This window comes from Streptomyces triticisoli (assembly GCF_003270085.1).
Taxonomy (GTDB): domain Bacteria; phylum Actinomycetota; class Actinomycetes; order Streptomycetales; family Streptomycetaceae; genus Streptomyces; species Streptomyces triticisoli.
On record NZ_QFDQ01000045.1, the window covers coordinates 26,779 to 45,425 of the forward strand.

Consider the following 18,647-nt stretch of genomic DNA (forward strand, 5'->3'; position numbering starts at 1 on the left):
CCGTCCGCGCGGTCCGAGCGGTCCGCGCGGTTCCGAACGGTGGGATGGCGGTGCCGCGTCGTCCAGCGCCTCCCCGGCCGTTCCTTCGGCACGCAGTGCACCGGCAGCACGCTCGGCCCCCACCCCCCGGCCGCGACCGTCCCCTCCAGCACCCCCGCGTCGCCGGACAGTACCAGCCGCAGCACCGCCCACCACCACACCACTCCGAGCCCCACGGCCGCCCCCCAGCGCACTATCGGCCCCGTCATCGCACCCACCACCGCCTCCAGCTCGCCGTCGTATTACCGCCGTATCACCATCCGGGCCTCCACGATCACGGCCCCACCCGGTACCGGCAAACGGAAGGCGGCGAAAGCCGCCGTAAACCCCCGGACAAGGTGAAGGCCCCGGCCGCGCCTCTCCGGGTCCTCCCGGAGAAGCCCCGGCCGGGGCCTCACCACGTATGTGTCAGTTCACGCGCGTGTGCGACAAATCACGCGGCGACCACGTCCACCGCCTCGGCGGCGGGTGCCTTGATGGTCACTCGTTCCGGTGGCACACCGGTCACCGACACGGAACCCAGCATCGGGCGAACCGGCGTGGGGACGGTATCGGTGGCCGCAGCGGACTGGGCCAGCTCGGCGAGGGCGAGCTCGTCGCTCACTTCCCGCATGAGCTCGGACATCCGTACGTCCAACGCGTCGCAAATGGCGGAGAGCAGCTCGGAGGAAGCCTCCTTCTGCCCCCGCTCCACCTCGGATAGATAGCCGAGCGAGACTCGGGCGGACGAGGAGACTTCGCGCAGAGTACGGCCCTGGCGTTGGCGCTGCCGACGCAGCACGTCACCCAGCAGGCGACGGAGCAGAATCATCGGTGGCTCCCTCCTCGGACCGCGTAGCCGCATCCTTTATGCCCCACCGTACCGCCTTGCGCTGCGGCCGTGCGGGGAGCGATGTCGTGTTCACTCAGGGCTGCAAACATCAAAACCCCCCGTTCCGTTCCGTATCCTGTGCCCGCTCATTTCCAGTCTGTTCGCCCGCGATCTGCTCCAAAAGCAGTGCAAGTACGCTCCGTACACTCTCTCTACGAATTTCCGCCCGGTCGCCGTTCAACCGCAGCGCGGTCGTTTTCCCGCCATGGGTGGCGCCGGTTTCCGTCGTGAGGGGCCCGTCCACGGCCACGAAGACCGTTCCGACGGGCTGCCCGTCCTGGGGGTCGGGGCCGGCGACCCCGGTGGTAGCGACGCCCCAGTCGGTCCCCAGGGCCTTCCGCACGCCGGCCGCCATCTGGGCCGCGACCTGCGGATCCACCGCTCCCCGCTCGGCCAGCAGGGTGGCGTCGACACCCAGCAGGTGGTGCTTGAGTTCGGTGGCGTAGGCGGTGACCGCGCCGCGGAACACCTTGGACGCCCCGGGCACCGAGGTGATCTCCGCGGCGACCAGGCCACCGGTCAGCGACTCGGCCACGGCGACCGTCTCGCCCCTCACCGTGAGTAGCCTCACTACCTCGGCGGCCGGTGAACTCACGCTTCCGACACCTCCAACGCCTCGCGGCGCTCGGTGATTCCCCGCCTGCGCAGCACAATGGCCTGTCTCACATAGTCGAGGCCGGTCGCCACGGTCAGCACGACGGCCGCGGCCATCACCCAGAACCGCAGGGTGGCCAGCCAGCCCGTCAGTGCCAGCACATACATCCCGACGGCCACGCCCTGCGTGAGCGTCTTGAGCTTGCCGCCGCGGCTCGCCGGGATGACGCCGTAGCGGATGACCAGGAAGCGCAGCAGCGTGATCCCGAGTTCCCGGCCGAGGATCACTCCGGTCACCCACCAGGGCAGGTCGCCGAGCCCGGAGAGACAGATCAGCGCCGCCCCCATGATCGCCTTGTCGGCGATGGGGTCGGCGATCTTCCCGAAGTCGGTGACGAGGTCGTACCTGCGTGCCAGGTGGCCGTCGAACAGGTCGGTGATCATGGCGATGGCGAAGGCCGCCCAGGCCAGCGACCGCCACGCCGGGTCGTACCCGCCGTCGGCCAGCATCAAGAACACGAAGCCGGGCACCAGGAGCAGTCGGACCATGGTCAGCAGATTGGCGACGTTCCACACGCTGGCCTGGTTGACGGCGGCGGCTGTGATCTTCCCGCCTCGCGGCGACCGGTCACCGCCCTGCCCCGCCGCGGACCGGTCCGCCCCACCGGAACCCACGGAACCGACGGGTCCGGAAGATGCACGGGAAGCACGGGAGGTCAGAGGAGCGTCCGCAGCCCTGTCCACGCCGGTTCGGCGCGAGGCCGCCCCCGCGGCCGCCCCGTGCGCGCCGGAGGAGCCGCCTGCCGCGGATGCCGGGAGTCCGGTCATCTGCCTGCCTCCTCGCTCCACGCGGACGTGTCCGTCAGCGGCTCGGCCACCAGGTCGACACCTTCGGTCCCGACCACCTTCGCCTCGACCATACGGCCGACGCTCAGCCCCTCGCCGCCCGTGAGCAGCACCTGACCGTCCGTCTCCGGCGCCTGGTGCGCCGCCCGGCCGTGGACACCCTCCTCGGCGTCCACGGACTCGACGAGCACCTGCAGGGTCTCGCCGACGCGCTCCTCGGCGCGCTGGGAGACGAGTTCCTCGGCCAGTCGGGAGATGTGTGCCAGGCGTTCGGCGACGACGTCCTCGTCGAGCTTGTTCTCGTACGTCGCCGCCTCCGTGCCCTCCTCGTCGGAGTAGCCGAAGACACCGATGGCGTCCAGCCGCGCGCCGTTCAGGAACCGCTCGAGCTCGGCCAGGTCGGCCTCGGACTCCCCGGGGAAGCCGACGATGAAGTTGGAGCGCATGCCGGCCTGCGGCGCCTTGCCGCGGATGGTGTCCAGCAGCTCCAGGAAGCGGTCCGTGTCGCCGAAGCGGCGCATGGCGCGCAGCACGCCGGGCGCGGAGTGCTGGAAGGACAGGTCGAAGTAGGGGGCGACCTTCGGGGTGGAGGTCAGTACGTCGATGAGTCCGGGGCGCATCTCGGCGGGCTGCAGGTAGCTCACCCGCACCCGCTCGATGCCGTCGACCTCGGCGAGCTCGGGCAGCAGGGACTCCAGCAGGCGGATGTCGCCCAGGTCCTTGCCGTAGGAGGTGTTGTTCTCGGAGACCAGCATGATCTCCTTGACGCCCTGCTCGGCCAGCCAGCGCGTCTCGTTCAGCACGTCGCTGGGGCGGCGGGAGATGAAGGAGCCGCGGAAGGAGGGGATGGCGCAGAAGGAGCAGCGCCGGTCGCAGCCGGAGGCGAGCTTGACCGAGGCGACCGGGGCGCCGTCCAGGCGGCGGCGCAGCGGCGCGCGCGGGCCCGACGCCGGAGCGAGGCCTTCCGGAAGATCGGCGGGGCCGTGCCCCGGAATGACCACCTCCGCGCCGGCGTCCTGCCGTTCGGCCGGGCTGATCGGCAGGAGCTTGCGGCGGTCGCGTGGGGTGTGCGAGGCGTGGATGCCGCCGTTCAGGATGGTCTGCAGGCGGTCGGAGATGTTCGCGTAGTCGTCGAAGCCGAGTACGCCGTCGGCCTCCGGGAGGGCCTCGGCGAGCTCCTTGCCGTACCGCTCGGCCATGCAGCCGACCGCGACCACCGCCTGCGTTCTGCCGTGGTCCTTGAGATCGTTGGCCTCCAGGAGGGCGTCGACGGAGTCCTTCTTGGCGGCCTCCACGAAGCCACAGGTGTTGACCACGGCGACGTCCGCGTCCGCGGCGTCCTCCACGAGCTGCCAGCCGTCCGCCTCCAAACGGCCTGCGAGCTCCTCCGAGTCCACCTCGTTACGGGCGCAGCCAAGAGTGACGAGTGCGACGGTACGGCGTTCAGGCATGCGCTCAAGCCTACTTTGTCTCGGTGACAGCCCATGTCGAAGGGGTTGGCCGATCTTGGCCAACCCCTTGTCCCTGTGCGTCCGTGTGCCTGCTCGGAGCCCTGTTCTGCGTACTATCCGACCTGCGGGTCGCCCTTGGTGTACGTGAGGCGCTCCACGGCGCCCGGCTGGAACTGGTCCTCGATCTTCTTGCCGTTGACGTAGAGCTGGATCGCGCCGGCGTCGCCGAGTATCAGGTTGATCTTGGTGCTGTCCTGGAAGGTCTTGGACTCGCCCTTGTTCAGCAGCCCGTCGAAGAGCATCCGGCCGTTGTGGTCCTTGGCCGAGATCCAGCTGCGCCCGTTGGCGGCGCTGACCTGCACGGTGACCTTGTCCTGCGGCGCGGCCGCGATGGCGCTGTCGGACGGTTCCGGCTTCGGCTCGGCGGGTTTGCTGTTCTTCGGCGCGGGCGAGGCCGTCCTGTCGGCGGTGGGTGTGGGGCCCTCGGCGACCTGCTCCTTGGCGCCGGTCTCGCCGCTGCCGCCCTTGAAGGCCGTGAAACCGACGAAGCCGACCACGACGACGATCGCGGCGACCATCGCCGCGGTCCAGTTGGGCCCGCGCCGCTCCGGGCGGATGCGTTCCGCCTCGAACAGGGGGGCGGCCGGGGTGGGGGCGGGGCGGCCGCCGCTCACGGCCTCGTACTGCGCGAGCAGTGGGGCCGGGTCGAGGTGCACGGCCCTCGCCAGGTTCCGGATGTGCCCGCGGGCGTAGACGTCACCGCCGCAGGGGGCGAAGTCGTCGGCCTCGATGGCGCGCACGATGCCCGTGCGGACCCGGGTGGTGCTGCTGACGTCTTCGACGGTCATTCCGGCGGCGATGCGCGCCTCCTGCAGGGCACGGCCGACGGAGAGGCGGTCTTCCTCGGGTACGTCTTCGAACGGACGCTCGTCTTCAGGGGAGTTGCCGATGGACACGGGGGCGCCTTTCGAGCGTGTAGCCGCCTGTGCTGGAGATTCAGTCTAGGTGGGTGTCAAGGATGGAGCGACCCGGCGGTAGGACTTTGTACGCCGTCGGAATGGCCGGACAGTCCGACGGCGGGGCAGGTGCCGCGCCCAGGGTCGGCCGCGCACCGGTCCTCTCGCTCAACTTGACGTATGTCCAGGGGAAACGGTTGCCCGCCGCTCGCTAACGGGTGGATCACGGTCCAGGCACCCACCCGCAACGAGCACATCCACCGGACGGTCTCTTCCCGCTACCCCTCGGACTCCCCGCGCATCACGGCCAGTACTCCGTCCAGGTCGTCGGGCTTCACCAGGACGTCACGCGCCTTGGACCCCTCGCTGGGGCCGACGATGCCCCGGGACTCCATGAGGTCCATCAGCCGCCCGGCCTTGGCGAAGCCGACGCGCAACTTGCGCTGCAGCATGGAGGTGGAGCCGAACTGCGTGGAGACGACCAGTTCGGCCGCCTGGCACAGCAGGTCGAGGTCGTCGCCGATGTCCTCGTCGATCTCCTTCTTCTGCTTGGTGCCGACGACGACGTCGTCCCGGAAGGCCGGCGCCATCTGGTCCCTGCAGTGCCGGACGACCGCCTGGACCTCCTCCTCGGTCACGAACGCGCCCTGCATACGGGTCGGCTTGCCCGCGCCCATCGGCAGGAACAGCCCATCGCCCTTGCCGATCAGCTTCTCGGCGCCCGGCTGGTCGAGGATGACGCGCGAGTCGGCCAGCGAGGAGGTGGCGAAGGCCAGCCGCGAGGGCACGTTCGCCTTGATCAGACCGGTGACGACGTCGACGGAGGGCCGCTGGGTGGCGAGCACCAGGTGGATGCCGGCCGCGCGCGCGAGCTGGGTGATGCGCACGATCGCGTCCTCGACGTCGCGCGGCGCGACCATCATCAGGTCGGCGAGCTCGTCGACGATCACCAGCAGGTACGGGTACGGCTGCAGTTCCCGCTCGCTGCCCTCCTGCGCCTTCACCTTGCCGCTGCGGACGGCCGCGTTGAAGTCGTCGATGTGCCGGAAGCCGTACGCCGCCAGGTCGTCGTACCTGAGGTCCATCTCGCGCACGACCCACTGCAGCGCCTCGGCGGCCCGCTTGGGGTTGGTGATGATCGGCGTGATCAGGTGCGGGATGCCCTCGTAGGCGGTCAGTTCGACGCGTTTGGGGTCGACGAGGACCATGCGGACGTCCTCCGGGGTCGCCCGCATCATGACCGAAGTGATCAGGCAGTTGATGCAGGACGACTTGCCGGATCCGGTGGCACCGGCGACCAGGATGTGCGGCATCTTCGCGACGTTGGCCATCACGTAGCCGCCCTCGACGTCCTTGCCGAGCGCGACCAGCATCGGGTGGTCGTCCTCGGCCGCCTCCGCCAGGCGCAGCACGTCACCGAGGTTGACCATCTCCCGGTCGGTGTTGGGGATCTCGATGCCGACCGCGGACTTGCCGGGGATGGGGCTGATGATCCGCACGTCCGGGCTGGCCACGGCGTAGGCGATGTTCTTCGTCAGCGCGGTGATGCGCTCGACCTTCACGGCGGGCCCGAGTTCGACCTCGTAGCGCGTGACCGTCGGTCCGCGCGTGAACCCGGTGACGCGGGCGTCGACCTTGAACTCGGTGAAGACGTTGGTGAGCGAGTCGACGATGGCGTCGTTGGCCGCGCTGCGCGCCTTGCCGGGGCCGCCCCGCTCGAGCAGGTCGAGGGAGGGCAGGGAGTAGGTGATGTCACCGGACAGCTGGAGCTGTTCGGCGCGCGGCGGCAGGTCGCGGGTCTGCGGCGGCGGGGTCTTGGTGAGGTCGGGGACCCCGGCCGGCTTCTCCTGCGCGGGGGGCCGGGCGGGGGCGGGCGCGGTCTCCTTGGCCCGCGCGGCCGGTACGGGAGCCGGGGTCGTCGTCTCCGCGCGGTCGGCGACACTGACGCCCTGGGTGAGGTCGGCGACGACCGGCGAGGGCGGCATGCCGTGCAGGACGGCGCCGTCGAGTGCGGCGGCGGCAGCGGCGGCCACGTCCACGGCGTCCATCTGCCGTCCCATGTCCGGCTGCGGCACGGCCGAGCGCCGGGGACGGCCACGGCGCTTGGAGAGGGCCTCCTGCTCGGCGCCGTCGGGGTCGTACTCCTGGGGGGCGCCCCGGCGCTTGCGGGGGCGCGCGGGCAAGGCCTCGCGCCACTGCTCTTCGTAGCGGGCGTCGTCCTCGGTGTACTCGGTGTACTCGGTGTCCTCCGGGTCGGGCAGGACGCCGAGCTTCACTCCGAGCAGCCGCAGCCGCTGCGGGATCGCGTTGACCGGGGTGGCGGTGACGACCAGCAGGCCGAACACGGTGAGCAGCACCAGCAGCGGTACGGCGAGGACCTCACCCATGGCATACGTCAGCGGGGTCGCCGCACCCCAGCCGATGAGCCCGCCGGCGTCCCTTATGGCCTGCATGCCGTCACCGCGGGCGGGCGAACCGCAGGCGATGTGGACCTGTCCGAGCACGCCGATCAGCAGCGCGGACAGGCCGATGACGATACGTCCGTTGGCCTCGGGCTTCTCGGGGTGCCGGATGAGGCGTACGGCGATGGCCGCGAGCAGGATCGGCACGAGCAGGTCCAGGCGGCCGAAGGCCCCGGTCACCAGGATCTCGACGAGACCGCCGACGGGCCCGTGCAGATCGGCCCAGGTACCGGCGGCGACGATCAGGGCGACGGCGAGCAGCAGCAGGGCGACGCCGTCCTTGCGGTGCGCGGGGTCGAGGTTCCTGGCGCCCTGCCCTATCCCGCGGAACACGGCGCCGACGGCGTGCGCGAGCCCGAGCCAGAGGGCGCGCACGATCCGGTACACACCCCCGGTCGGATTGGGCGCGGGTCTGGGCGCGGGCTTTCCCGCCGCGGCCTTCTTGGCAGGCGCCTTCTTGGCGGGGGCCTTCTTCGCAGCGGCCTTCCTCGCCGGAGCCGCCCCGGGAGCGGCCGCCTTCTTCGCGGGCTGCTTCTTGGCTGCGGAGGGACGTGAGGCCATGGGTGCGAGGTTACCGGTGGAGACGACAGCGGACACGTGTGCCCAGGGCTTCACCCGTTCGTGTCGCCCACGGAGAGGCGCCGAACTGACGCGCCCTCAAGGAACCGTATGGCAGTCGTCCTTCGCCGGGTCCGCGCGCTTGGTGCCCGTGCCCAGCCCCGGTTGGCGGTCCCGGCTCACCCCTGGGGGGAAACCGGCGAGGTGCTCCCCGTCCCCGGCTCCAGCGCGTCCAGGGCCCGCCTGAGCCCCGTCAGCTTACGCTCGAGGTGGGCTGCCGTGGCCACCGCCGCCGCGTCCGCGGACTCGTCGTCGAGCTGCTTGGAGAGGGCCTCCGCCTGTTCCTCGACGGCGGCGAGGCGGGCGGAGAGTTCGGCGAGCAGGCCGGCCGGCTCCTTGCCGTCGCCGACTCCGCCTTTGTCGCCGCCCTCCAGTTGGAGCCGCAGCAGGGCCGCCTGCTCCTTCAGCTGACAGTTCTTCATGTACAGGTCCACGAACACCGAGACCTTCGCGCGCAGCACCCACGGGTCGAACGGCTTGGAGATGTAGTCCACCGCGCCGGCCGCATAGCCACGGAAGGTGTGGTGCGGTCCGTGGTTGATCGCGGTGAGGAAGATGATCGGGATGTCCCGGGTCCTCTCCCGCCGCTTGATGTGCGCGGCCGTCTCGAAACCGTCCATGCCCGGCATCTGGACGTCCAGCAGAATGACCGCGAAGTCGTCCGTGAGCAGTGCTTTGAGCGCTTCCTCCCCGGACGATGCCCGCACCAGCGTCTGATCGAGCGCAGAGAGGATGGCCTCCAGCGCCAACAGATTCTCCGGCCGGTCATCGACCAGGAGGATCTTGGCCTTCTGCACCATGGCCCGCCCTCCTCGCCCCGGCGTGGGGCCGCCCCTGTCCGCAGGAATCGGGGAGGCACCGGCGGGCGCCGCCCCGGGGGACGACTCCCTTGCGCCGCCCGTCCTTGTGCCGGTCATCGTAGCCGCACCCCGCCCGTCGCCACACCCTGTCACCGTGATGTCACTGTGCACGTGGCAGAAACGCGGCGGGAGACCAGAAGGTTCCCCGAATCCCGCACTTCTACACGGCTTCGGGCACCCCGAGCCAACAACTCCGCGCGCACCCGGAAGGTTCCCGTCACCGGCCTGCCGTCACTCCCGGCTCATCCACTGTGCCATCACGGTGAGCAGGTGATCGGGGTCGACGGGCTTGGTCACGTAGTCGGAGGCGCCCGACTCGATCGCCTTCTCCCGGTCGCCCTTCATCGCCTTCGCGGTCAGCGCGATGATCGGCAGCCCGGCGAACTGCGGCATCCGCCTGATCGCCGTGGTCGTCGCATAGCCGTCCATCTCGGGCATCATGATGTCCATCAGTACGACCGCCACGTCGTCGTGCTGCTCCAGGACCTCGATGCCCTCGCGGCCGTTCTCGGCGTACAGCACGGACAGCCCGTGCTGCTCCAGCACACTGGTCAGGGCGAACACGTTGCGGATGTCGTCGTCGACGATGAGCACCTTCTCGCCGCCGAACCGGATGCTCCGGCCCCCCTGCTCGACCGTGTCCGCCTCCTCGGCCGGCCCCGCCGCCCACTGCTCCTGCGACGGCTGCCCCGGCCGGCCCTGCTGCACCGGCCGCTGGTCGGCGGGGGGCAGGGCCTTGCGGCGGCGCCGGAAGAGCGCGGCGGGGCCGTTCTGCGTCTCCTGGTACGACTTCACCTCCGCCGGCGTCTCGACCTGGGCGGCCGCCCGCGCGGCGCCCTGTTCGGACGGGTCCGGCTCAGGCGCGGCGACCAGTTCGCCGACGTCCAGGACGGAGCCGAGCTGCTGGTAGCCCTGCGGCGGCAGGTCGCCCGGGTGCAGCGGCAGGTACAGCGTGAACGTCGAACCGCGTCCCGGCTCGCTCTGCGCGTGGATCTCGCCGCCGAGCAGCTGCGCGATCTCCCGCGAGATGGACAGCCCCAGGCCCGTACCGCCGTACTTGCGGCTGGTGGTGCCGTCGGCCTGCTTGAACGCCTCGAAGATCACCCGCATCTTGCTGGCCGCGATGCCGATACCGGTGTCGGTGACGGAGAACGCGATCAGCGCCGCGTCCGGGTCGGTCAGCGAGCCGGACTCCAGCAGCTGCTCCCGGATGGTCTGCGGGACGTCGTCCCGCGCGGGACGGATGACGAGCTCCACCGACCCGGAGTCGGTGAACTTCACCGCGTTGGACAGCAGGTTGCGCAGCACCTGCAGCAGCCGCTGCTCGTCGGTGTGCAGGGTCGCGGGCAGCTCCGGCGACACCCGCACCGACAGGTCCAGGCCCTTCTCCGCGGTCAGCGGGCGGAAGGTGGCCTCGACGTAGTCGATGAGCTGGACGAGCGCGATGCGCGTCGGGGAGACGTCCATCTTGCCCGCCTCGACCTTCGACAGGTCCAGGATGTCGTTGATCAGCTGGAGCAGGTCGGAGCCCGCGCCGTGGATGGTCTCGGCGAACTCCACCTGCTTCGGGGAGAGGTTGCCCTCGGCGTTGTCGGCGAGCAGCTTGGCCAGGATCAGCAGGGAGTTGAGCGGCGTACGCAGCTCGTGCGACATGTTGGCCAGGAACTCACTGCGGTAGCGCATGGAGACGGCGAGCTGCTCGGCGCGCTCCTCCAGGACCTGCCGGGCCTCCTCGATCTCGGAGTTCTTCGCCTCGATGTCGCGGTTCTGCTGGGCCAGCAGCTCGGCCTTCTCCTCCAGTTCGGCGTTGGACGACTGCAGGGCCTTCTGCCGCTGCTCCAACTCCTCCGACCGCAGGCGCAGTTGCTCGGTCAGCTCCTGGGACTGCTTCAGCAGCTGCTCGGTCTTGGTGTTGACGGAGATGGTGTTGACGCTGGTGGCGATCATCTCCGCGATCTGGTTCAGGAAGTCCTTCTGGATGTGCGTGAACGGCGTGAAGGAGGCCAGCTCGATGACGCCGAGCACCGTGTCCTCGAACAGCACCGGCAACACGATCACCTGCGCGGGCGGTGCCTCGCCGAGCCCGGAGGAGATCTTCAGGTAGCCACTGGGCGCGTCCCCCACGAGGATGGTGCGCTTCTCCTGCGCGGCCGTCCCGATCAGCGCCTCACCCGGCCGGAACGACGTCGGCATGGAGCCCATCGAGTAGCCGTAGGAGCCCAGCATCCGCAGCTCGTACGCGTCCTCGTCCTCGTCCTCGCCGCCGAGGTCCGTGCCGTCGACCAGCGGCATCGCGACGAAGAACGCGCCGTGCTGCGCGGAGACCACCGGCGTCAGCTCGCTCATGATCAGCGAGGCCACGTCCTGGAGGTCGCGGCGGCCCTGCATCAGCGCGGAGATCCGGGCCAGGTTGCCCTTGAGCCAGTCCTGCTCCTTGTTGGCGATCGTGGTGTCACGCAGGTTGGCGATCATCTTGTTGACCGTGTCCTGCAGTTCCTGGATCTCGCCGGACGCGTCGACGTCGACCTTCAGGTTCAGGTCGCCGCGGGTCACTGCGGTCGCCACGCGCGCGATGGCGCGCACCTGCCGGGTCAGGTTTCCGGCCATCTCGTTCACGGACTCGGTCAGGTCCCGCCAGGTGCCGTCGACGTCACGCACACGTGCCTGACCGCCGAGCTGGCCCTCGGTGCCCACCTCGCGGGCGACCCGGGTGACCTCCTCGGCGAAGCTCGACAGCTGGTCGACCATCGTGTTGATGGTCGTCTTGAGCTCGAGGATCTCCCCGCGCGCGTCGATGTCGATCTTCTTCGTCAGGTCGCCCTTGGCGATGGCGGTGGTGACCATGGCGATGTTGCGCACCTGACCGGTCAGGTTGGACGCCATCTGGTTCACCGACTCGGTGAGGTCCTTCCAGGTGCCGGCCACGCCCGATACGTGCGCCTGACCGCCGAGGATGCCGTCCGTGCCCACCTCGCGGGCCACCTTGGTGACCTGGTCCGCGAACGAACTCAGCGTCTTCACCATGGTGTTGAAGGTCTCGGCGAGCTGCGCGACCTCACCGCGCGCCTCGATCGTCACCGTCCGCGTCAGGTCGCCGTTGGCGACGGCGGCGGCCACCTGGGAGATGTTCCGCACCTGCACGGTGAGGTTCTTCGCCATCAGGTTGACGTTGTCGCTGAGGTCCTTCCAGATGCCCACGACGCCCGGCACGTGCGCCTGACCGCCGAGGATGCCCTCGGTGCCCACCTCACGGGCCACCCGCGTGACCTGCTCGGCGAAGGCGGAGAGCTGGTCCACCATCGTGTTGACGGTGGTGACGAGCTCGAGGATCTCGCCCTTGGCGTCGACGGTGATCTTCTTGGACAGGTCGCCCTTGGCGACGGCGGTCGTGACCTCGGCGATGTTGCGGACCTGGATGGTCAGGTTGTTCGCCATGAAGTTCACGGACTGCGTGAGGTCCTTCCAGGTGCCGGAGACACCCTGGACCTCGGCCTGACCGCCGAGGATGCCCTCGGTGCCCACCTCACGGGCCACCCGCGTGACCTCCTGGGCGAACGAGGAGAGCTGGTCGACCATCGTGTTCAGGGTGTTCTTCAGCTCCAGGATCTCCCCGCGCGCGTCCACGGTGATCTTCTGCGAGAGGTCACCGCGGGCCACGGCGGTGGCGACCTGGGCGATGTTGCGCACCTGGGCGGTGAGGTTGCCCGCCATGCCGTTCACGGAGTCCGTGAGGTCCCGCCACACACCGGCGACCCCGGGTACCTGCGCCTGGCCGCCCAGGCGGCCCTCGGTGCCCACCTCGCGGGCGACCCTGGTGACCTGGTCGGCGAAGGCGGACAGCTGGTCGACCATCGTGTTGATGGTGTTCTTCAGCTCCAGGATCTCCCCGCGCGCGTCGACGTCGATCTTCTGCGAGAGGTCACCGCGGGCCACCGCCGTCGTCACCTGGGCGATCTGCCGCACCTGGGAGGTGAGGTTGCCGGCCATGAAGTTGACGGAGTCGGTGAGCTCCTTCCACGTACCGGACACGCCCGGCACCACCGCCTGGCCGCCCAGGCGGCCCTCCGTGCCCACGTCCCGGGCCATCCGGGTGACCTGGTCGGCGAAGGCGGACAGCTGGTCCACCATCGTGTTGACGGTGTTCTTCAGCTCCAGCATCTCGCCGGAGACGTCGACGGTGACCTTCTGCGAGAGGTCACCGTTGGCCACGGCCGTCGTCACCTGGGCGATGTTCCTCACCTGTCCGGTGAGGTTGCGGAACGCGGTGTTGACGGAGTCGGTGAGGTCCTTCCACGTCCCCGCAGCGCCCGCCACCTGTGCCTGGCCGCCCAGCTCGCCCTCGACGCCGATCTCCCGCGCCACCCGCGTGACCTCGGCACCGAACGACGACAGCTGGTCCACCATGCCGTTGACGGTGTTCTTCAGCTCCAGCATCTCGCCGGCCACGTCGACGGTGACCTTCTGCGACAGATCACCGTTGGCCACGGCCGTCGTCACGGCGGCGATGTCCCTCACCTGCGTGGTGAGGTTCCGGAACACCGTGTTGACGGAGTCGGTGAGGTCCTTCCAGGTGCCGGCCACGCCCGGCACGTTCGCCTGACCGCCCAGGCGACCCTCCGCGCCGACCTCGTTGGCCACGCGCGTGACCTCGTCCGCGAAGATCCGCAGCGTCTCGGTCATCTGGTTGATCGTCTCGGCGAGCTGCGCGACCTCGCCGCGCGCGGGCACGGTCACCTTCTGCGACAGGTCACCGTTGGCGACGGCGGTGGTGACCTGCGCGATCCCGCGCACCTGGGCCGTCAGATTGCCGGCCATCAGGTTCACCGAGTCGGTGAGTTCCTTCCACGTGCCATCGACCCCGGGCACATGCGCCTGACCGCCGAGGATGCCGTCCGTGCCCACCTCACGGGCGACCCGCGTCACCTCGGAGGAGAAGGCCGAGAGCTGGTCCACCATCGTGTTGACGGTGTTCTTCAGCTCCAGCATCTCGCCGGCGACATGCACGGTGACCTTCCGTGACAGGTCACCCTTGGCCACCGCCGTGGTGACCAGCGCGATGTCCCGCACCTGCGCGGTCAGCCGGGACGCCATCGTGTTGACGGAGTCGGTGAGGTCCTTCCAGGAACCGGACAGACCCCGCACCCGCGCCTGCCCGCCCAGCTTGCCCTCGGTGCCCACCTCGCTGGCCACGCGCGTGACCTCGTCGGTGAACGTCGACAACTGGTCGACCAGGTTGTTGACCGTCCGCCCGACCTTCAGGAACTCGCCACGCAGCGGCTGCCCGGTCCCCTCCGGCACCTGCGTACGCAGCTCCATGCGCGGCGACAGATCGCCCTCGGCGACCGCGGAGAGCACCCGGCCGACCTCGGAGACGGGTCGTACGAGGTCGTCGACGAGCGCGTTGGAGTTGTTGATCGCACTCGCCCAGGAGCCCTCGCAGGCACCCGTCTCCAGCCGCTCGGTGAGTTTCCCCTCGCGCCCCACCATGCGCCGTACGCGCGACAACTCGCCCGTCAGATGCAGATTGCGGTCGGCGACCTCATTGAAGACCGCCGCGATCTCCGACATCACGCCGTCCCCGGACACCGTGAGCCGCTTGCGGAAGTTGCCGTCGCGCATCGACACCAGAGCGGCCAGCAGTCGGTCCAGGGCGGCCGTGTCCACCTCTGTCGTCCCCTTGCGCGTTTTACGCTGGTTCTTCAGGGACTGTCCGCCTTTCGCGCGCGTCTTCGTGCCCCGCGCCGCTGCGTCAGACTCCACTGTGTCCCTCCCGCAGGGGTCGACCGTTGCTGCTGTGCCCCGGTACTGCTGTTCGGCGTACCAGTTACTGCTGCGTATGTCCGCCCGATGTAATCAGGCCACACCGAGGACTGCTGCCCCGGGTGCGGAGAACACACTCAGCCTGCTCCGACGTTCGCCAGAAGACTGCCCAGTGTTTCACCCCTGCCGAACCAGGCCATAACACTTCGGCAGCTTCGCAACCCTCCGCACACCCTCCGGGCGGAATCACAGCCGACCGGCATCCGCATGGACCGCGAAGGTAAGTAACCTTGCATGGGGCTGTCCAGCCACGCCGGTCCGTCCGGCCTGGGCGGTGGCACGGGAACGAGCGGGCATGGAGGGCGGCCGCAACATGACCACCGGAGTGATCCCCGAGGGACAGTCCCCGGAGCCACGGCCGAAGGGCCCGCAACTGCCGGAGCAGCGGCGCGAGCCCGTCGGCCACCTGGGTCTGCACGTCGACAACCGGACGAGGAGTTCTGTGATCACCGCGCGCGCGGCCGCCAGCTTCGAGCCCCAGGGGCGATCGGTCGCGACCGCCCGGTCCTTCGTCCGCGACACCCTCCAGGGCTGGGGTTTCGGCGACATCGTCGACGACGCCGTGGTCCTCACCAGCGAACTGGTCACCAACGCGGTCGTCCACGCCGGCACGGCCGCCGACGTTCTGTGCCTGCGCAGTGACGACGGAGTGCGGATCGAGGTGTCCGACCGCTATCCGGAGCGTGAGATCCCGGTCCAGAGCTCCGCGGTCAACATGGGCAGCCCCGACCGCGAGGGCGGCCGCGGCCTGCAGCTGTGCGCGGCCCTGGCCGGCCACTGGGGCGTGGAGTACACGCCCACGCACAAGAAGGTCTGGTTCCAGCTGGACCTGCCCGAGCGCCCGGTCGGCACCCGCGCCGCCGGCCCCGCCCTGCCCGCCGACCTCCTCCCGCTCGCCGACGGCCGGGTCCGCGTGGCCGTCGTCCAGATCGACCGCGACGGCTCCATCACCGCCTGGAACGAGGACGCCGAGGAACTCTTCGGCTACGCCGCCGAGCAGGTCACCGGCAAGCCGCTCACCGACCTCGCGGCCTGGCCGCACACCCCCGGCACCGGCACGGGCATCGCCGAGGCGCTCCGGCTCTCCCGCTGGGAGGGCAGCTACGGCATCCGCGGCGCCCACGGCCGCGTCATCCCCGTCTACGCCTCCCACCTCCGCGTCCGCGACACGGGCGGCGAGCCCTCCACGGTCTGTCTGCTCGTCCGGAACCACGAACGGGCCGTACTGCAGACGCCGTTGCGCCCGGCGGCGACCACCGATGCGGGCGGCGCCCCCGAGGGCCCGAGCACCGACCCCTTCGAGGTCTTCATCGGCTCCCCCGCCCCCGACGACCTCGACGGCCTGCTGCAGCGCACCGTCGAGCGCGCCCGCGACATGCTCGACGGCGATGCCGCCTTCCTCCTCCTCGCCACCGACGACGAGACGGAGTTGGAGGTCCGCGCCTCCACCGGCCTGCCCTCCGCCCGCCAGCGCTTCGCCCGCGTCCCCGTCGAGGCCGGCCCCGGCCGCTACGGCTCGGCCCGCATGCCGGCCGTCCACGACGACCTCACCGCCGTCCCCGGCGCCGTCCCCCTCCTCAACAGCACCGGCATGCGCTCGGTCGTCACGGTCCCGCTGAAGGTCGAGGGCCGCCTCACCGGCTCCCTCGGCGTCGCCGCGGAGGCACCCGGCAGATACTCCAACGAGGAGGCGCTGCGCCTGCAGTTCGCCGCCGACCGCATCGCCCTGGCCGTCGAGTCGGCCCGCCTGGGCGAGCTGGAACGGCTGCGCCGCGGCTCCCTCAGCTTCCTCGTCGAGGCCTCCGACCTGCTGGCCGGCACCCTGGACCGGGACCAGACCCTCGCCCTGATGGCCCAGATGACGGTCCCCACCCTGGCGACCTGGTGCGCCGTCTACACGATCGCCGACCAGGCCTCCGAGCCCTATCTGTCCTACGTCCTGCACGAGGACGAGGACCTGATCGACGGCATCAAGTCCCTGCTGTCCAAGATCGCTCCGCCGGACCCGGTACCCGCCCCCGGCGCCCGCGTGTGGAACGCGCCCGGCGAGGCCGCCCACCAGGCGGCCCTGCGCACCTCCATGCGCAGCCTCAGCCTGGGCGACTCGCACCACCGGATCGGTACGACCATCGGACCGACGCTGGCCACGGCCTCCGCGGTCGGCGGTGAGACGGTCGTCCTGCCGCTGGTCGCCCGCAACCGCGTCATCGGCATGCTTACCCTCGGCAAGCCCGCCGACGAGCACTTCCGCCAGGAGATCCTGGAACTGGCCGAGGACCTGAGCCGCCGCGCCGCCCTCGCCCTGGACAACGCCCGCCTGTACTCGGAGCGCACGGCCATCAGCCAGTCCCTCCAGCGCAGCCTCCTGCCGCCGGGGCTCCCCGACGTCGAGGGCGTGGAGGTCGAGGTCATCTACCGCGCGGCCGGCGAGGGCAACGAGGTCGGCGGCGACTTCTACGACCTCTTCCCGATCCGGGACGGCGCCTACGGCTTCGCCATCGGCGACGTCTGCGGTACGGGACCGGAGGCAGCCGCGGTGACGGGCCTGGCCCGGCACGCACTCAGGCTGCTGGCCCGCGAGGGCTTCGGCGGCCCCGCGGTGCTGGAGCGCCTGAACTCCGCCATCCTCGACGAGGGCGCCCGCAGCCGCTTCCTCACGCTTCTGTACGGCGAGCTGTGGCCGCAGGAGGACGGCAGCGCCCAGCTGAAGGTCGTCTGTGCCGGCCACCCGCTGCCGCTGCGCCTGCGCCAGGACGGCACGGTCGAGCCGGCCGCCGAGCCCCAGCCCCTCCTCGGCGTCATGGAGGACCTGGAACTGTACGAGCAGACGGTCACGCTGGACCCCGGCGACGTCCTGCTGTGCGTCACGGACGGCGTCACCGAACGCCGCGAGGGCGCGCGCATGCTGGGCGACGACGGTCTCGCCGACGTCCTCACCACCTGCACGGGCCTGACGGCCGGCGCGGTGGCCGCCCGCATCATGCGCGCGGTGGAGCGCTTCGCCTCGGACGCCCCGTCCGACGACATGGCGATTCTCGCCATGCGTGTCCCGGGCCTGCACACATAGGGCGGGCGGGGAAGACATGCGAAAGGCCCTCGCCCGGATGGGGCGAGGGCCTCTTTGCTGGAGCCCCCAAACGGAATCGAACCGTTGACCTTCTCCTTACCATGGAGACGCTCTGCCGACTGAGCTATAGGGGCCAGTCGCCTTTTCGAGGTTTCCCTCGCGGCAACGGAATAGATCATACCCCGAACAGAGCCGTGCTCCCAACCACGATCGGGCCACCCAGCGCATTGCACGCCGAAACGATCCGCTGCATCTCCCGCCGCGTCAACGAGGCGTGCACCGGCAGCGCGAGCGTCTCCTCGGCGGCCCGCTCGGTCTCCGGCAGGGACACGCACCGGCGGAACCCGGGCAGCCGGTGCAGGGGTGTCTTCACGGGCACTCGGCAGTCAACTCCCTTGGCCCGTATGGCTCGTGCGAAGGCGTCCCGGTCCGGCCGGCCGTTCCCGGGGACACGTACCACGTACTGCTGATAGGTGTGCCCGTCGCCCCCGTCCGGCGTCCGCACGCCCCGCAGCTTCGCATCCAGATAGGCGGCATGCTCCCGGCGCTGCGCCATCTCGTCGTACGGCGCCTCCGACTCCCCCTGTTCCAGCACCAGCACCCCGTGCCGCCGGCCGACCTCGTGCAGCCGCTCCATGTCGGCCGACCGGCCGAAGCGGTGTACGACAACAACGGCCGCCGTACGGGGGGTTACGGCGGCCTCGACGGCGAACGGGTCGAGGCAGTACGCCACCGGGTCTATGTCGGCGAACACCGGCAGCGCAGCCACCTGAGTCACGGCCTCGGCGACCTCCGCGTTGCCGAACGCCGGCACGACGACCTCGTCACCGGCTCCGACTCCGGCGGCCCTGAGCAGTGCAGCAATACCCATGAGACGGATGCTGGTTGAACGATGTGAACGTCAAGTGACGGAAAACAAAAAAGGGTTGGACCCAGAACCGAAGTTCTGGGTCCAACCCTCTGAAGATTTGTTCGGCGGTGTCCTACTCTCCCACAGGGTCCCCCCTGCAGTACCATCGGCGCGGTGAGGCTTAGCTTCCGGGTTCGGAATGTGACCGAGCGT

General features: G+C 70.2%; 10 protein-coding genes, 1 tRNA gene and 1 rRNA gene. 1 reads left to right on the plus strand and 11 read right to left on the minus strand.

Annotated elements, in window-relative coordinates; all coding sequences use genetic code 11:
- Window positions 1–472: 472 nt before the first annotated feature.
- The 8 genes from DEP02_RS08555 to DEP02_RS08590 form a co-directional block, all read right to left on the minus strand.
- Window positions 473–850, minus strand: coding sequence for a helix-turn-helix domain-containing protein (locus tag DEP02_RS08555; protein ID WP_018564735.1), 378 nt, complete (start codon window positions 848–850; stop codon window positions 473–475).
- 109 nt (window positions 851–959) lie between these two features.
- The gene (locus tag DEP02_RS08560; protein ID WP_112466748.1) at window positions 960–1,505 is read right to left on the minus strand and encodes a CinA family protein; all 546 of its coding nucleotides are present in this window, start codon (window positions 1,503–1,505) and stop codon (window positions 960–962) included.
- Window positions 1,502–2,332 (minus strand): CDP-diacylglycerol--glycerol-3-phosphate 3-phosphatidyltransferase, encoded by an 831-nt coding sequence (gene pgsA / locus DEP02_RS08565; RefSeq protein ID WP_112466749.1) that lies wholly within the window; start codon window positions 2,330–2,332, stop codon window positions 1,502–1,504. Before pgsA ends, DEP02_RS08560 begins: the two co-directional genes overlap by 4 nt.
- Window positions 2,329–3,801 carry a 30S ribosomal protein S12 methylthiotransferase RimO gene (gene rimO / locus DEP02_RS08570; RefSeq protein ID WP_112466750.1) on the minus strand — a complete coding sequence of 491 codons (1,473 nt, stop codon included), beginning with the start codon at window positions 3,799–3,801 and terminating at the stop codon, window positions 2,329–2,331. Before rimO ends, pgsA begins: the two co-directional genes overlap by 4 nt.
- 113 nt (window positions 3,802–3,914) lie before the next feature.
- On the minus strand, window positions 3,915–4,757 hold the full coding sequence (locus tag DEP02_RS08575; RefSeq protein ID WP_112466751.1) for a helix-turn-helix domain-containing protein: 843 nt from the start codon (window positions 4,755–4,757) through the stop codon (window positions 3,915–3,917).
- A gap of 278 nt (window positions 4,758–5,035) precedes the next feature.
- On the minus strand, window positions 5,036–7,780 hold the full coding sequence (locus DEP02_RS08580; protein WP_198668349.1) for a DNA translocase FtsK: 2,745 nt from the start codon (window positions 7,778–7,780) through the stop codon (window positions 5,036–5,038).
- 176 nt (window positions 7,781–7,956) lie between these two features.
- Window positions 7,957–8,637 (minus strand): response regulator, encoded by a 681-nt coding sequence (locus tag DEP02_RS08585; protein ID WP_112466752.1) that lies wholly within the window; start codon window positions 8,635–8,637, stop codon window positions 7,957–7,959.
- Window positions 8,638–8,928: 291 nt separating this feature from the next.
- Complete coding sequence (locus DEP02_RS08590) at window positions 8,929–14,457, minus strand: HAMP domain-containing protein (RefSeq protein ID WP_112466753.1); 5,529 nt, start codon at window positions 14,455–14,457, stop codon at window positions 8,929–8,931.
- Window positions 14,458–14,830: 373 nt separating this feature from the next.
- Here DEP02_RS08590 and DEP02_RS08600 point away from each other — a divergent pair, with 373 nt between their 5' ends.
- Complete coding sequence (locus DEP02_RS08600) at window positions 14,831–17,584, plus strand: SpoIIE family protein phosphatase (RefSeq protein WP_112466754.1); 2,754 nt, start codon at window positions 14,831–14,833, stop codon at window positions 17,582–17,584.
- A 58-nt stretch (window positions 17,585–17,642) separates the two neighbouring features.
- Here DEP02_RS08600 and DEP02_RS08605 read toward each other — a convergent pair.
- From DEP02_RS08605 to rrf, 3 genes are all read right to left on the minus strand, one after another.
- A tRNA-Thr gene (locus DEP02_RS08605) sits at window positions 17,643–17,718 on the minus strand.
- A gap of 41 nt (window positions 17,719–17,759) precedes the next feature.
- Window positions 17,760–18,440: a DegT/DnrJ/EryC1/StrS family aminotransferase gene (locus DEP02_RS08610; RefSeq protein WP_198668350.1), complete on the minus strand. Its 681-nt coding sequence runs from the start codon at window positions 18,438–18,440 to the stop codon at window positions 17,760–17,762.
- A gap of 114 nt (window positions 18,441–18,554) precedes the next feature.
- Window positions 18,555–18,647: ribosomal RNA gene (gene rrf, locus DEP02_RS08615) — 5S ribosomal RNA — on the minus strand; the annotation flags it as partial.